The organism is Aeromonas sp. 600527 (assembly GCF_049175415.1).
Lineage (GTDB): Bacteria > Pseudomonadota > Gammaproteobacteria > Enterobacterales > Aeromonadaceae > Aeromonas > Aeromonas veronii_A.
The window spans coordinates 752,085-766,894 of record NZ_JAAKVA010000001.1 but is presented as its reverse complement, the minus strand read 5'-3'; the positions used below and the strand labels follow the sequence as shown (position 1 = coordinate 766,894).

General features: G+C 51.1%; 14 protein-coding genes and 1 pseudogene. All 15 read left to right on the top strand.

The features are described 5' to 3' along the window. Window positions 1-51: 51 nt before the first annotated feature. The 15 genes and pseudogenes from G5154_RS03305 (at window position 52) to G5154_RS03235 (ending at window position 14,805) form a co-directional block, all read left to right on the top strand. Complete coding sequence (locus G5154_RS03305; protein ID WP_041234299.1) at window positions 52-588, top strand: GNAT family N-acetyltransferase; 537 nt, start codon at window positions 52-54, stop codon at window positions 586-588. After that, window positions 585-818: an acyl carrier protein gene (locus tag G5154_RS03300; RefSeq protein WP_005346661.1), complete on the top strand. Its 234-nt coding sequence runs from the start codon at window positions 585-587 to the stop codon at window positions 816-818. Before G5154_RS03305 ends, G5154_RS03300 begins: the two co-directional genes overlap by 4 nt. Then, the gene (locus tag G5154_RS03295) at window positions 818-1,567 is read left to right on the top strand and encodes an SDR family NAD(P)-dependent oxidoreductase (protein ID WP_337073751.1); all 750 of its coding nucleotides are present in this window, start codon (window positions 818-820) and stop codon (window positions 1,565-1,567) included. Before G5154_RS03300 ends, G5154_RS03295 begins: the two co-directional genes overlap by 1 nt. Beyond that, window positions 1,564-2,922 (top strand): AMP-binding protein, encoded by a 1,359-nt coding sequence (locus tag G5154_RS03290; RefSeq protein ID WP_421243767.1) that lies wholly within the window; start codon window positions 1,564-1,566, stop codon window positions 2,920-2,922. Before G5154_RS03295 ends, G5154_RS03290 begins: the two co-directional genes overlap by 4 nt. Further along, window positions 2,919-3,974, top strand: a complete 1,056-nt coding sequence (locus G5154_RS03285; protein ID WP_421243766.1) for an acyl-protein synthetase — start codon at window positions 2,919-2,921, stop codon at window positions 3,972-3,974. Before G5154_RS03290 ends, G5154_RS03285 begins: the two co-directional genes overlap by 4 nt. Further along, the gene (locus G5154_RS03280) at window positions 3,953-5,158 is read left to right on the top strand and encodes an acyl-CoA reductase (RefSeq protein ID WP_421250310.1); all 1,206 of its coding nucleotides are present in this window, start codon (window positions 3,953-3,955) and stop codon (window positions 5,156-5,158) included. Before G5154_RS03285 ends, G5154_RS03280 begins: the two co-directional genes overlap by 22 nt. 169 nt (window positions 5,159-5,327) lie before the next feature. Continuing rightward, window positions 5,328-6,299 carry a glycosyltransferase family 2 protein gene (locus G5154_RS03275; protein WP_421250309.1) on the top strand — a complete coding sequence of 324 codons (972 nt, stop codon included), beginning with the start codon at window positions 5,328-5,330 and terminating at the stop codon, window positions 6,297-6,299. A gap of 44 nt (window positions 6,300-6,343) precedes the next feature. Then, a pseudogene (gene glf / locus G5154_RS03270) lies at window positions 6,344-7,441 on the top strand (UDP-galactopyranose mutase); the annotation flags it as partial. Between the two features lie 39 nt (window positions 7,442-7,480). Next, window positions 7,481-8,416, top strand: coding sequence for a glycosyltransferase family 2 protein (locus G5154_RS03265; protein ID WP_419772936.1), 936 nt, complete (start codon window positions 7,481-7,483; stop codon window positions 8,414-8,416). 71 nt (window positions 8,417-8,487) lie between these two features. Continuing rightward, entirely contained in the window at window positions 8,488-9,711 is a 1,224-nt protein-coding gene (locus tag G5154_RS03260; RefSeq protein ID WP_337073748.1) for a hypothetical protein, read from the top strand. A gap of 40 nt (window positions 9,712-9,751) precedes the next feature. Further along, window positions 9,752-10,867, top strand: coding sequence for a class I SAM-dependent methyltransferase (locus G5154_RS03255; protein WP_005346638.1), 1,116 nt, complete (start codon window positions 9,752-9,754; stop codon window positions 10,865-10,867). 7 nt (window positions 10,868-10,874) lie between these two features. Then, window positions 10,875-12,062 (top strand): glycosyltransferase family 2 protein, encoded by a 1,188-nt coding sequence (locus G5154_RS03250; protein WP_421250308.1) that lies wholly within the window; start codon window positions 10,875-10,877, stop codon window positions 12,060-12,062. A 78-nt stretch (window positions 12,063-12,140) separates the two neighbouring features. After that, complete coding sequence (locus G5154_RS03245) at window positions 12,141-13,310, top strand: glycosyltransferase (RefSeq protein ID WP_005346631.1); 1,170 nt, start codon at window positions 12,141-12,143, stop codon at window positions 13,308-13,310. Next, window positions 13,276-13,911, top strand: coding sequence for a class I SAM-dependent methyltransferase (locus G5154_RS03240; protein ID WP_216978531.1), 636 nt, complete (start codon window positions 13,276-13,278; stop codon window positions 13,909-13,911). The genes G5154_RS03245 and G5154_RS03240 overlap by 35 nt, the downstream gene beginning before the upstream one ends. Before the next feature lie 57 nt (window positions 13,912-13,968). Further along, window positions 13,969-14,805 (top strand): glycosyltransferase family 2 protein, encoded by an 837-nt coding sequence (locus tag G5154_RS03235; protein ID WP_216978532.1) that lies wholly within the window; start codon window positions 13,969-13,971, stop codon window positions 14,803-14,805. Window positions 14,806-14,810: the final 5 nt, after the last annotated feature.

The following is a 14,810-nucleotide window of genomic DNA, read 5'->3' as shown; positions in this document are numbered from 1 at the left end:
CTACGGAATGGCAGCAGTGTGGTCGATAAGAGAGACGGGTCATGGAACTGGATGGCGTTGAAGATGAGTTATGGCGTTGAGCTACGCCCGATAGCGCTGTGGGATCTTCCTGCTTTGCGGCGTTGGCGCAATCAGGATGAGGTGCGAATGCAGATGGTATCCCAGACGCGTATTTCACCGCGGCAACAGCGCCAATGGTTTGCCGCCACCCGTGAGCGGCGGGATCAGCAGCACTGGGTGCTCTGGTGCAAGGGCGTGCGAGCGGGTTACGTCAATCTGAAAGGTGAGTCTCAGGGCGAGCTGCAGGGTCAGGCGATCGCCGATGCGGGGCTCTATCTGGGCAACTCAACCGTGCGGCATCCCATGTTGGCCGTTGCTGCTGCCTTATCCCAGCTTGATCAGGGTTTTGATGAGTTGCATATCGGTTGTATTCGCACTCTGGTTCGGGAGAACAATCGCTCTGCCCTACGCTTGAATGAACAACTGGGTTATAGCCAGATAGGACAAGAGAACGGATTTTTTGCATTGGAACTGCTGCCGGCGAATTACTATGCCGCCCGTGAGCGGCTACGGAGATTTTTCAGATGACAATCGCATTGGAACAGGTTTTTGCCGAGGCGCTGGGTATTGATATCGGCAGCGTCAGCGATGGGTTGGCCTACAACAGCATCCCGCAGTGGGATTCTGTCGCCCACATGGGGCTGATTGCCCAGTTGGAGGATAACTACGGCGTGTTGCTCGACACCGATGACATTATCGACATGAGTTCAGTCGCCAAGGCACGCGAGATCCTGGTCAAGTACGGGGTCGCTTTCTGATGCAGGGGCTGTTGCAGGGCAAGCGGGTGTTGATCACCGGTGCCGGGCGTGGCATCGGTCTTGCCATCGCCCGTCAGTTTGCCTCTCAGGGGGCTGAACTGTGGCTGGGAGGCCGTGATGAGGTGACGATGAGCCAGCTGGCGACCACGATTGGTACCGAGTTTGGCGTGCCCTGCCAGCCTCTCTGTTTTGATGTGGCTGACCCGTCGGCGGTCAAGCAGGCCTTTCAACAACTTTTTACCCAGAGCCGATCGCTGGATGTGCTGGTCAACAATGCCGGCATGCTGGAAGAGGCGTTATTGGGGATGGCTAACCAGACCCATCTGCAAAAGACATTCAGCAACAATACCTTTAGCGTGATCTACTGCAGCCAGTATGCCGCCCGCCTGATGCGGCGCAGTGGTGGTGGCAGCATCATCAATCTCGCCTCCCTGATGGGGCAGGTGGGGGCCGCCGGGCTAAGCTGCTATGCCGGCAGCAAGGCGGCGGTGATCGGTATTACCCAGTCACTGGCCAAGGAGCTGGCCGCCAGCCAGATCCGGGTCAATGCCATTGCCCCCGGGTTTATCGATACCGATATGGCGCATGCTATCCCGCAAGAGAAGTTTGCCGAGCGGGTGGCCAGCATCGCCATGGGACGGATTGGCACGCCAGATGAAGTGGCCAAAGTGGCCCTGTTTCTCGCGTCCGACTTGTCGAGCTATGTGACCGGGCAGGTGATTGGGGTCGATGGGGGGATGGTGATTTGAACCGGCCTGATTTGCTGGCCCATCTGGTTGAGGGTAACAGCGAGCCCGCCTGGCGAGACCCGCAAGAGGGGTGGCTCAGTTATGGTGAGCTGGCTCGGCGTGTGGCGCAGTTGGCCACCATCTATCCTGCTGGCCGCCATTTGGTCTACCTGCCATTTGTGACGTCTACCATGCATCTGCTGCACTACTTGCTGGCCCTGCGGGATGGCCACGCCATCATGCTGGCCGATCCTGCACAGGATGCCCGGTTGCACCATGAGCAGTGCCAGCGCTTTGGTGTTAGTCTGCGGGTATTAGAGGATGGGGCAGTTGCGCATCTTGGCGATGCGCCTTCACTTCACCCTGAGCTGGCCATGCTGCTGCCCACGTCGGGCAGCACGGGGTCCTGCAAATGGGTGAGATTGTCGCGAACCAATCTTGATGCCAATGCCGCGGCCATCGCCGAATACTTGGCGCTGAACGGGCGTGAGCGCGCCATCACCTCGTTGCCACTTTTTTACTCCTTCGGTATGTCGGTGCTCAACAGCCATCTTTTGGCTGGCGCCTCGCTGGTTTCATGTACTGCCAGTCCCCTTGAGCGCCACTTCTGGGATGAGGTAAATCGCCATCAGGTCACCAGCGTGGCAGGGGTACCCTTTACCTTTCAGATGCTAAACCGCTTGCGTTTTGACTGGGCCCGCTATCCCAGCCTGATGACACTGACCCAGGCGGGAGGACGACTTGAGCCAGCACTGGCAAAGCAATTTGCCGAACAGGCAGCTGCGCTGGGACGCCGTTTTTTCGTGATGTATGGCCAGACCGAAGCGGCACCACGCATCGCCTGGCTGGCGCACGATGAAGTGATGATTGCCCCGGATGCCATCGGCCGTGCCGTACCGGGCGGGCGTCTCTCTCTGCGTCATGAGCCCGGCTTTCCCGACGGGGAAGGGGAGTTAGTCTACCAAGGGCCAAACGTGATGCTGGGCTATGCGGAGCTCCCTGAAGATCTGGCTCGGGGGCGTGATATGGATGCGCTCTTTACTGGCGATCTGGCTCGTTGTGATGAGGCGGGCCGATTCTATTTGACCGGACGGCTCAACCGTTTCCTGAAGCTGTTTGGCAAACGGGTGAGCTTGGCTGAAGTGGAAGCCTGGTTGCAGGGGAGGGGCTATTCCTGCGCTGCGACCGGCATCGATGATCGCCTGCTGGTAGCCATCGAGGCAGACGCGTGCCCCAGTGATGCACTACAGCTGGAGCTGGCCCGCTGGCTGATGGTGCCGCCATCAAGCGTTCGCATTTATCGGCATCATTTGCCACGACGCAGCAATATGAAGATTGATTATCCTGCCCTGTTAACACAACTGGAGCAGCTATGAACAGGCTGTTTGATGCGCCGGTTTTCGGGCTGCCCCAACAGGAAAAAAGTGGGCTGCTCCTTGCTCGCCTGAATGAATTGACGCAGCGCCATGCGCAGGGGTGTCCAGCTTTTGCCAATATTCTGTCGGCGTTTGGTTGGGGGCAGGCTTCGACTTATCAAGAGCTTCCCTATCTGGCCGCCCGCTTGTTCAAATTGGACCAATGGCAGAGTGTGCCGCAAGAAGACGTGTTCAAGGTGCTCACCTCCTCTGGCACTACCGGAACGCCGTCACGCATTGTGCTGGATCGGGATACCGCCGCGTTACAGAGCAAGGTGCTGGTGAAGATCCTGCAAGAGTTTGTCGGCAAGCAACGGTTGCCCATGCTGCTGGTGGAGCAGCCTGCCCTGATTCAAAACCGCAGCGGCTTTTCAGCCCGCGGAGCCGGTGCGCTGGGCCTCTCCTTCCTTGGCCGTGACCATACCTATGCTCTCGATGAGCAGATGCGGCCCAACTGGCCGGTCATCGAGGCGTTTTGTGACAAATATGCGGGCCAGCCGGTCCTGTTGTTCGGCTTTACCTTCATGGTATGGCAATGTTTGCTGGAACCGCTGCGTGAGCGCGGTCTGCAATTGCAGCTGACGCAGGGCACGCTTTTTCACAGCGGTGGCTGGAAGAAGCTGCAACACCTCGCGGTGGATAATCCTGCCTTCAAGCAGCGCTGCCATGAACAGCTGGGGCTGAAGCGGGTGCATAACTTCTACGGCATGGTGGAGCAGGTGGGGTCGGTGTTTGTCGAGTGTGAGCAGGGCCATCTGCACGCCCCCCTTTTTGCCGATCTGCTGGTGCGGGATCCGCTGACTCATCGACCACTCGGGGTCGGCCAGCCAGGCTTGTTGCAGGTGATCTCCGCCATTCCCCAAAGTTATCCCGGCCACAGTTTGCTCAGCGAGGATCTTGGTGTGCTGCTGGGGGAGGATGATTGCCCCTGCGGCCGTCGTGGCCGTTATTTTCAGGTATCAGGACGTCAGCAAGGCGCAGAGGTGAGGGGATGCAGCGACACTTTCCAGTGAGCCGGTCAGATGTAGAAGATGCCGTGTGGCAAGCGGGGCCAGAGGTTGCTTTCGCGGCTCCCGTCAGCGGCTGGCAAGGTTTTGTCACTCGCCCGCTGCCAAGCTTTGCGCCCGTCATCTGCGATTTTGTGGCTGCGCTCTCTGCACGTCTGCTGAAGGAGGGGCGAGAGAGCCCGGATCTGGCCGCCTTTGGCTTTTGGTTGCGGCCACGCCAGATTGAGGTACAGCACAAACGCATGGCAGGGCGTGCACCCTTGGGGATGGTTTTTCATCTGGTCCCCTCCAACGTGCCGACCGTTGCATTCTACTCCTGGATCATGGCGCTGCTGATGGGCAATGCGTCCGTGGTACGTCTCTCATCGCGCATCGACCCGGTGCAAGAGGCTATGTTGGCCATCCTGAACGAGCTCTTCTCTCTGCCCGAGTGGCAAGAGATTGCCTCCCGTACCCGTTTTATCCGCTATGACCACGACGAGGGCATCACCGCCTGGCTGTCGGCCCGGTGTCGGCTTCGTATTATCTGGGGAGGTGATGAAACCATCAGCCGGGTACGGGCTATTCCGCTCTCACCCCGCGCTCAGGAAATCGTGTTTCCGGATCGCCGCTCCATGGCGGTGTTGGATAGCCAATGGCTCGCCAACCTGGATGCTGCTGCGTGGCGGCAAGTGGTCGCGGCTTTGCAACAAGACTTTACCCGTTTCAATCAACAAGCCTGCGCCTCACCCACCACCATTTGCTGGCTGGGCACTCCCACCAGTGCGTTGCGCCGTTGTCTGCTTGAAGGGATCTTCGCTCCATTTGCAGATAATCCCTCCCTGATGATGGAACGCCTTATCAATAGTCAACAAAATGCCGCCCATGATGGCCAGATGAAGCTGGAGACCTTTTCTGGCGTCACCTTATTGACTCCCACCGCCTCTTTGCGGCTTGCACACATCGGAGGAGGTACAGTCGCCGAATTTGTTGCCGATAACCTTGATGAGTTGCTGCTACAGCCTTGGGATATGCAGACTTGTGTCTGGGTTGGCCCGGATAAAACGCAGCTTGAGCATGCGCTCCTGGTATCGCCAGGCTGTCGTATCGATAGGGTGGCAAGTCCGGGACAAGCGCTGGCATTCGAATGGCTCTGGGACGGCATCGACATGCTGGTGGCCTGCAGCCGTCAGCTTGCCCGCATTGAATAGTGGATTCCAGGTCACATAAATCAAGTCATATCAATCAATTAGCTTGGTCAGGCACAGCTCTTGCAGTAATTATTGTGATGAAGGGCAGGAAAGGTTGACAGAGACCGTGCGGTAGCCTTGTCCATTTTCTTTGTTTTGCTTCTTTTTTACTCAAATCCTGGGTTTCCTTATGAAAATCAGCGTACTGGTGCCGGTATACAACCTCGGGCGCTTCATTGAACCTTGCCTGCTTAGCCTGCTGGAACAAAAAACGGATTTCGAATTCGAGGTGATCGCCATTGATGACGGCTCGAGCGATGACTCCTGGGCCATTATGCAGCGGTTGGCGTCACAGTGGCCTCGGCTACGGGCACTCCAGAACGCGCAAAATATGGGGTTGGCTAAAACCCAGAAACGCTTGTTGAGAGAGGCGGACGGTGAATATATCGCCTATGTCGACGGGGATGATCTGGCTCTGCCGGGCAAGCTGCAGCGTCAGGCCGACTATCTGGACGCACACCCCGGCTGCACCCTTTGCTATCACGAGGCGGAGATGTTTGATGATGAGACCGATGCGCGCATCAAGCTCTTCACCCGCGATTACTACAACGCCCGTTACCTCGAATCCGTGATGACGCGGGAGGCACTTATTCGCTTCGGGGTATTCGTCAATGCCAGTTCCATTATGTTTCGCCGTTATGAAGGGATGGAGAACGCCATCGATGAGGGGTGCAAGATCATCCTCGATTATCCCTGGCACATCTTGAACCTCTCCCACAATCCGGGGACGCTGGATTGTATCCCCGAATTATTGGGCCGCTATCGCTTCCATACCCAGAGTTTTGGCGGGCAAACCCGCAAGTCGACTGAACGTCGTGAACAGTCGCTGCGCGATCTGCTGCGTGCCTGTGACAATGCGGCTGCGTTTGGCGCTGATCCCGTGGTCATTGCTCAGGGGCGTGCCCATCACTACTACTCTGCCGCTCTCTACTTTTTGCGGCAGGATGATGTCGCCCGCTTCACGCAGCTTATCGAGCAGTCGGTCGATGCTGTGGCCAGGCTAGCCCCCGGTTGGTTCTTCGATGAACGACATCAGTTGGCATGGGCAGAGCGGGCCCATCCCGCGCGTGTCATGCAGCAACTGTTTGGAGATAGAGCGTGAGCTATCAGGCGATCGTCATCGGCGCCGGGCTTTCGGGCGCCGTCATGGCTGAACGAATGGCCAGCCAGCTTGGCTGGAAGGTGCTGGTGCTGGAACAGCGCGACCATATCGGTGGCAACTGTTTCGACGAGTATGATAAGCATGGCGTGCTGATCCATCGCTATGGGCCGCACCTCTTCCATACCGACAGCAAGGAAGTGTGGGATTACCTGTCGCAGTTTACCGAGTGGTTGCCTTACGAGCATCGGGTGCTGTCACGTATCGACGGGCAACTGGTGCCTATCCCGTTCAACCTGACCAGCATCGAGCGCTGTTTCCCCGCAGACAAGGCCGGCGCCATGATTGAGGCCCTGCGTACTCGGTTTGGTGATGGTGCCAGAGTGCCGATTCTGGAGCTGCGCAAAGAGCAGCATCCCCTGCTGGGTGAACTGGCGGATTTCATCTATCAGAAGGCTTTCGTCAACTACACCAGCAAACAGTGGGGTGTGCCGCCCGAGCAGATCTCCCCCGAGGTGACGGCGCGGGTACCCGTGGTGGTGAGTCGGGATGATCGCTACTTCACCGATCCCTGGCAAGCGGTGCCGGCCGCAGGCTATACCGCCATGTTTGAGCGCATGTTCGCGCACCCGTTGATTGACGTGAAGCTGTCTACCCCCATGGCACAGCATGTCAGGCTGGATTGGCAGCAGAAGTTGGTGTGGTTGGATGGTGCACTTTTCGATGGTCCACTGATCTATACAGGTATGCTGGATCAGTTGATGCCGGCGGAAGGGAATTGCTTGCCATACCGCTCACTGCGTTTTGAACATCGCCATCTGGCGCAAGAGCAATTTCAACCTGTCACCACCGTCAATTATCCGAATGAAGAAGCCTTCACCCGGATCACCGAGTTCAAGCATTTCAGTGGGCAGGTGCATCCCGGTACCAGCATAGTGTACGAATATCCCTGTGACTATCAGCCAGAGCAGGGGCTGGAGCCTTACTACCCGTTGTTTACCGACGCAGCCAAACAGAACTATCAGGCTTGCCGCGATGAATTGGCCCAGTTCCCGCAACTAATTGCGCTGGGCCGCCTTGCCGAGTATCGCTATTTCGATATGGATGATGCGGTGAGTAATGCATTAAATATTTTTGGTAAAAATATTGAGAAAATACCAAGTAACCCCTTGGTTTCGGTCATTATGTCTGTTCATAACTGTGCTAATTATATCGAAGATGCGCTAGATAGCATATTGAAGCAGACCTATAAGAATCTGGAAATAATAATATTTGATGACGGATCAACTGATGAAACTGGAACCGTCATTGGCAGGATGGCAGCAAAAGACAGTCGAATCCTTCATTATCACCGGCGGCAGCAGGGAATAGCCAATTGTCTGAACGAAGCGCTATTGCTAGCTCGGGGAGAATTTATAGCCAGGATGGATGGGGATGATATTTCGTTACCAGAGCGGATAGAGAAACAGATGGCGTTTTTACACGAACATCCGCATATAGATCTGGTGGGGTGTTGGCTCAAACTGTTCGGTGCCCGTGATGAGGTATGGCATTACCGACCTTATGATAACTTTATCAAAAATGCGATTCTGCTATTTAGTAATGGAGTTGGACACAACGCGATTCTGGTGCGTGCTGATGTTTACAAGCGTTTTCGATATGACCCCGAATTTACGGATGTTGAAGATACCGAGTTGTGGACCAGAATGGCTATCAGCAAGCCCGAAGTTCGTTTCGCCAACTTGCGTGAGGTGTTGGTGCTGTATCGTATTCATGGCGCCCAATCGTCCATATTGCGCAAAGTCAGACAACGAGAGCTTTACCGGCGTATTGTCAGCAAGTATCTGGATTCGCTAGGTGTTTCAGCTACTGAGCAAGATATGGAGGCTCATGAATGGCTGGTGGATCAACCGACTAACTTGTCGGATTCGCAGCTATATCGCTTGGCCAATTGGCTGAACCATATTGCGGTACTCAAGCATAGTGCGCTGCCAGATGAGTATGGTGTATTGGCCGAGCGCTGGCATCAACTGTGTCAAAAGAACCGAGCCCGCCTAGATATTTATAAGCGCTATCACGCAGAGTTCGATATTTGCTGGCTTCCACCGATGTCTGCGTAATGAAGGGAAGATGGACATGGTCGTTAAAAACATCCCCCCAGGATCAGAGATAGCTATGGTTGGGGGTTGCCATGAGATTTGAGATCGTCGGTCGGCAAGGGGTCTGCTCATTATCTATTGCTGAGCTGCCTTCATCAGGGTACCTGTTGGCTGGTATGGGAAATTACAGTCAACTGATCCTGCAACGGTTACAAGAGATGCAGCGTCCACTGCCTGTTGCCCTGATCGATACCATGACGAGCGATTGTTCGGAAAAGTTCGGTCTTCCGGTGATCGATATGACGCAGGCGAGCCAGCATGATCTGAGCATCATCATTGGTTCTTCTCCCTATGACTATGAGCAGGAGGTGATGGCCAAATTGCGGCGACATGGCTGTCATAGGCTGGTGGCTCTTGAGCCGGAAGAGATCCTGCCACCCTTACTTGATCCTTTGGCCGATTCGTTGGCCGATACAGAGACTTGGCCGGTGTTGTTACTTGTCTGCATGTTGGATCACCATGTTCAGCAGTTGGCTAGTCTTATGATTTGGCTACATCAGCGGCAGATTTTGTGCAGAGTAGTCCGCTCTTATGATGCGCATGCGATTATGGCTATTCCCCCTTCACGCCTACTTGGCGCCATCATCTGGAATGGTACACCGGCCTACTATGACAGCGTAAAACAGTATCTTCAGGATATGGGGAAGCAATATCTCTATGCCGAACTGGGTTTTTTCCCGCAAAGGGAGCATGTTTATCTCGATAGACAAGGCGTCAACCTGGGGCGATGCATGGGGCTAATGCCATGCCAGAAAGATGACGCTGAGCAGGAGTTGGTGAGAGTGAGGGAACGGCTTCTGGGCGGGCGCCTATGGGTTCCTGGGGATGCTGTTCTTGTGCCTTTACAGATTGCTACTGACACCAATGTGCGTCTCTATTCCAACTATGGAGACAAAATGCAGCAGTTTATTGACGATGTAATCCGCGATTACGGAAACGAACGACTGCTCTTTAAGCCCCACCCGTTGGATCCTCTGGGAGACACATATGATTTTCATGGCCGTGAAATTGTTAGTGGCGATTTCATGACGCTGGCGCTATCGAGCAAGTTTATTTGCGGTATCAACTCCAGCACTCTGTTTGAGGCTCGTCTGGTTGGAATTCCTGTGCACTTTTACGGTCGTTCATTGTTAAGCGAGTGTCCCGATGAGCAAGAGGTGATGCTGCAAATGGTTCAAAACCAGTTCCGGGTTGATGGGAGCGATTTAGTACGAAAAATCGGGCCTTACATGCAGCAGTTTGGAATTGAAATATAACGATGTTTATTCAATATCGGACAGTTAAAGGATGTATAAAATGAGAACGCTGGTGGTAACCCGTGCAACCTGTGGGCAGGTCACTCTGCGGGTCGAGGGACAGTCCGAGGTGAGTTGTCCGATCCCTGAAATTGCACATCAGTTGGATAGCGAGTTTGAGTTGATCCAAGTACTGGATTTGCAATTTTTGACCAGTATGGAAGCAGATACACTGTTAACACGTCTAGTCGATAAACTTGCAGTTAATGGTCACTTACAGGTTACGGTCCCCGATCTGGATTACGTCGTGGGCCAATGGCTACAGGCTGAGTGGGATGAAGGGACTTTACGCGATGTGACCTCAGTCGCTCGTCAGAGCTTCGCCGGGCTCTTTGGCCCCCAGCACGATGGTAATCCCATGCTACCGGGCTATTCGACGCATTATTCGGGCTGCAACAAGTCTGGTTATAATAGTAAACGACTGGCTTTTTTGCTTGCCCGCCAGGGGTTGGTTGACATCAACATCGTGACTGATGATACCCACCTATTACAGGCTTCGGCTCGGCAGTCGATGGTGCGTGGTGAGCGACAAGTGGCACCGGATTTGCGTAATATCCGCCAGGACCACCTGAATCGTTATCGGTTCGCGGCAGAGTGCCTACGCGCAGCTATGCCACAACGAGTGCTCGATTTGGCATGCGGGATCGGCTACGGCAGCCAACTGCTGGCTAACCAGCTTAATTGTCAGGTCACCTCCGTCGATATTGAACCCGAAGCGCTTGCTTATGCGCGAAAACACTATAGTTCTCCGAAGATTACTCATCTGTGTGCCGATGCTAGAACTCTGCAGCTGGATTCAGCTTCCTTTGATGCGGTTGTCTGTTTTGAAACCATTGAGCATGTGACGTTTGATGAAGCCCTACTGGGTCAGTTTCATGAATGGCTACGTGCTGGGGGCAAGCTAGTGATGTCGACGCCGAACGAGAGTGTCATGCCTTTTAGTGCCGCACAATTTCCCTATCACGTGAAGCACTATACCTATGCCGAATTGGAGTCGATGCTGACGCGCTGTGGTTTCCGCCTCCAGCAAGTCAGCAAGCAGCAAAACCTCCAGAATCCAGAGATTGTTCCTGGCAGCGATGGCTGTTTCATGATCGTTATCGCGGAAAAGGTGTGAGGTCGGGATGAGCGCAGCATTTGTGCGGTTTAGTATTATTATTCCGGTCTATAACCGGGATGAGCCGTTACAGCGGGCGCTGGATTCACTTTCTCGGCAAACATTCGGAAACTTTGAGGTCATCATAATCGATGATGGTTCAACTCCCGAGTTTGGTGAGCGAATACAAGCTTTAGTGACCACTTTATCTGATTCTCGCTTTTCGCTGATCTGCTACCAGCCTAACCGAAATGGCGCTTATGCGCGTAATCGTGGCATCGAGGTTGCTCGAGGCGAGTATCTATGTTTTTTGGATTCGGATGATGAGTGGTTACCGGAGAAACTGGAGCGCATCGACCAGATATTAGCGATTGAGCCACATTGGCAGGTGATTCATCATCCGTATCAGAACGTGAGCCATGGTGAGCGTAGTGCACCCTTTCCTCGGGAGGCCCGCCGCACCGATGAGAGCGTTGCTGAATACTCGTTCTGTACTAATCGTGTCGGGGGTATTCAATCGAGCTGTCTCATCGTCAAGCGTGAACTCGCGCAGAGGGTACGTTTCAATGACAAGTTGCGAGGGCATCAGGACTGGGATTTTGCATTGCGGCTTGGCGCAGAAACGGATCGCTTCTTGTTTATCGATCAGGTGTTGACGCTGCGTCATGTCGCTGACGCAGCGACTGGCATGGTGTCCCGTTCTCTTGACTACGCATACTCGTTGGCCTTTCTACGTGAGAACCAACACTATTTTTCATGGCAAGCTCAGGCCGGGTATGCGGCCCATATCTTGTTACCTAAAAAAATGACAGCTAATGTTCAAGCATTTAATCGCTATGAATGGCTGGCTATGCTGTTTTACCCAATTTTGATCGGAAACTGGAAAATAAAACAGCTGCATCTACATTGGCGCTGTATACGGTTGGTTTTGTGGTGTCGCTGGCACAACAAAAAGAATATTGCGTTAATGGGATGCAATGATTACACATGCTTTTTTATCAAAAACTATGCTTCGTATTTATCAATTCAAAGACTGATTGATAAAAATAAGCATGGAGAGTATTTTTATGGTTGGAGTGTATTTTCCGTGAAAGATCTCGCTCCAGTATTATGGGAAAGTTTAGATTGCGTGGTAACTATGACTGATAAACATCATGAAAGCATGAGTGGTGATATAAAGGTATATGCAGAAAATATACCTGTTGTTGCTTTTTGATGAATTTTATTGTCACTTTTATGCCCTTGCATGATTAAGCCATTGCGGCGGAATTTTAATTATGGTGGTTAATTGATAATGAACAAGCTTCTGGTTTTTAGAACTCATCTTCTTCCATATTCTGAAACATTTGTCTTGGCTCAGGTTTGTCATTTGAAACGTTGGCATGCAGCCATCTTGGGAGAGGTCAGATTAGATAACGGCTTGTCGCTTCAGGGGCTGGAGGTTGATACGTTGCTGAAAAACGAGGAGCATTATAAAAATTTATCAATGAACCGGGCTGTAAATGAATTTGTTCGTTCGTCCCTGTTGTCAAAGGCTAATTCATTTAAGAATGCCGGTTATAAGCTAATTCATGCGCATTTTGCTGTCGATGCACTGCGCGTTTATCCATTAGCTAAGGAAATGGATGTTCCGTTGGTTGTAACACTACATGGTTATGATATTAATAGAAATCATGATTGGTGGCAGAATGGGCTCGGTGGTCGGAGCATGATTACTTATCCCGAAGAACTGGTGAAAATGTCCACAGACCCCAAAGTAAGGTTTATTGCCGTCTCAAAGGCTATCCATCAGAGAGCCATAGAGTTTGGTATATCTCCATCCAAAGTGACCCATATCCCGATAGGGGTGGATGTTTCGTATGCTGAAAAATTTAATCTTAAGTTCAAACAGCACAACAAGGAAGTTATATTTGTTGGTAGACTGACAGAAAATAAAGGCTGTATTTTTTTGTTAAGGGCCATGCGCATCTTGCAAAAAAGGATTGATGGTGTGCATCTGCGAATCATCGGTGATGGTCCTCTGCGTAATGGATTGGAAGAATTTGCCAAAATATACAATCTAAATGTTTCTTTTTTAGGCGTGCTACCTAGTGCTAATGTGATGAGAGAAATATCAGAGTCAAAGGTTTTATGCTTGCCCAGTATCACTATCGGTAATGGGGAATCGGAGGCATTCGGGTTGGTTTTGTTGGAGGCTCAGAGTTTAGGGGTGCCTGTCATCACATCATCCAGAGGGGGGAAGGGGGAGGGACTGATTCATGGGGAGACCGGATATGCGTTTGATGAAAGAGATGATAAATCGTTAGCAGAATATTTATATCGGCTTCTGATGGATGATGAGCTAGCCCATGCCATGGGGAAAAAAGGGTATGCTTTTGTAAAGAATAACTTTGACATCGTCAGGCAGACCGAAATTCTAGAGTCATTTTATGATGACGTTGTTAGTGAGTTTAATCGGGGGTGATATGGAGGAGTTTAATTCAAAACTATATTGGGAAAAAAGATATGCAACTGGTGGAAATTCTGGCGCTGGTTCATATGAAAAATTTGCCGAGTTCAAATCTGCAGTATTGAACGAATTCGTAAAGGTTAACAATATTGATAGCGTTATCGAACTTGGGTGTGGCGATGGGAATCAATTGTCGTATGCAGATTATAATTTCTATATAGGTGTTGACGTCAGTCCGTCAGCTATAAACATCTGTAAGCAAAAATTCATAAATGATGTAAGAAAAAGTTTTTTAATCTCTGATGAGCTGAAAGAACATCGGGCAGATTTGGCTATATCGCTTGATGTAATATTTCATTTAGTTGAGGATGTTGTGTTCTTTAATTACATGAAACAGCTTTTTAGTGTAGCAGATAAATATGTTGTTATATATTCTAGCAATACGGATGATAACGAGTCATCCCCGAAGCATATTAAGCATCGAAACATTGAAAAATATATTTCCGGGCATTTCCCGAATTGGTTGCAGACTAATAAAATAAATAATATATATCCATATACAGGAGACCATTTAACTGGTTCGTTCTCGGACTTTTACATCTACCAACGTAGATGAGTTTGTTTTCCATTTGCACAGATTTAAATCTTATCAAAGTTAAATGGTGGTTGAAAGATGCCAAAATTCAAATGCTATGTTGGTGTTCCTGTTTTCAACGAAGAAAAATATATAGAGCAGACTCTACTTTCTTTAATTAGGCAAGATGAAGACAATGTTTGCTTTCACGTGTCTGATAATTGTTCAACCGACAATACATGGAACATTATCAATGATATCTGTGCTCGCGATAAACGATTTATCCTGACTAGGCAAGAGAAAAATGTAGGTGCATTTGAAAACTTCAAACAGTTATATGATATTTCTGACTCACAATATTTTATGTGGCTTGGGGGGCATGACTATATTTCGGATGGTTACCTGTCTGCGATGAAAGAAACCCTCGATCATGATGAATCACTGTCAATGGCATTTGGTATACCACATAAGATCCTGGATGGCATCGATTATGGTCGAATGGAAAAGGCTATCCATACGTTTTCAAAAAGACGAATTGCTCGTTTTCTTCAAGCGACAAAAAACATAACTCTGTGTGCTATGTGTCAGGCTTTATTTAGACGAGAACTTTTGCAAAACTTTGATTTCAGAATGAAGCTTGGTGCGGATTTCGTAATGATTTGTCACTTGCTTTGGTATGGAAATATTAAATTTGTTGAAGGGCATAAATATTATGCCCGCTTTTTTTCTGCAACGTCGGAAACCTCGGATGAGCGAGTTACTGGTCAAAAAGATATATATTTGAGTAATTATGATTTCATCATTTACCAGTTAGATTCATTAGCTAATTTATATGATGGAGACCCGCGAATAAAGCAATATCTAGAATATGAAATCATCCATGCCTTGCAGCAATACCGAGGTATACATAGCCTGATGATTAACGATGATCGGTGAAAATA

Excerpts from the sequence above, each read along its gene's own strand:
- G5154_RS03305 (WP_041234299.1), top strand. The coding sequence starts at position 52 with ATGGCGTTGAAGATGAGTTATGGCGTTGAGCTACGCCCGATAGCGCTG.
- G5154_RS03300 (WP_005346661.1), top strand. The coding sequence starts at position 585 with ATGACAATCGCATTGGAACAGGTTTTTGCCGAGGCGCTGGGTATTGAT.
- G5154_RS03295 (WP_337073751.1), top strand. The coding sequence starts at position 818 with ATGCAGGGGCTGTTGCAGGGCAAGCGGGTGTTGATCACCGGTGCCGGG.
- G5154_RS03285 (WP_421243766.1), top strand. The coding sequence starts at position 2,919 with ATGAACAGGCTGTTTGATGCGCCGGTTTTCGGGCTGCCCCAACAGGAA.
- G5154_RS03280 (WP_421250310.1), top strand. The coding sequence starts at position 3,953 with ATGCAGCGACACTTTCCAGTGAGCCGGTCAGATGTAGAAGATGCCGTG.
- G5154_RS03275 (WP_421250309.1), top strand. The coding sequence starts at position 5,328 with ATGAAAATCAGCGTACTGGTGCCGGTATACAACCTCGGGCGCTTCATT.
- G5154_RS03265 (WP_419772936.1), top strand. The coding sequence starts at position 7,481 with ATGTCTGTTCATAACTGTGCTAATTATATCGAAGATGCGCTAGATAGC.
- G5154_RS03260 (WP_337073748.1), top strand. The coding sequence starts at position 8,488 with ATGAGATTTGAGATCGTCGGTCGGCAAGGGGTCTGCTCATTATCTATT.
- G5154_RS03255 (WP_005346638.1), top strand. The coding sequence starts at position 9,752 with ATGAGAACGCTGGTGGTAACCCGTGCAACCTGTGGGCAGGTCACTCTG.
- G5154_RS03250 (WP_421250308.1), top strand. The coding sequence starts at position 10,875 with ATGAGCGCAGCATTTGTGCGGTTTAGTATTATTATTCCGGTCTATAAC.
- G5154_RS03245 (WP_005346631.1), top strand. The coding sequence starts at position 12,141 with ATGAACAAGCTTCTGGTTTTTAGAACTCATCTTCTTCCATATTCTGAA.
- G5154_RS03240 (WP_216978531.1), top strand. The coding sequence starts at position 13,276 with ATGATGACGTTGTTAGTGAGTTTAATCGGGGGTGATATGGAGGAGTTT.
- G5154_RS03235 (WP_216978532.1), top strand. The coding sequence starts at position 13,969 with ATGCCAAAATTCAAATGCTATGTTGGTGTTCCTGTTTTCAACGAAGAA.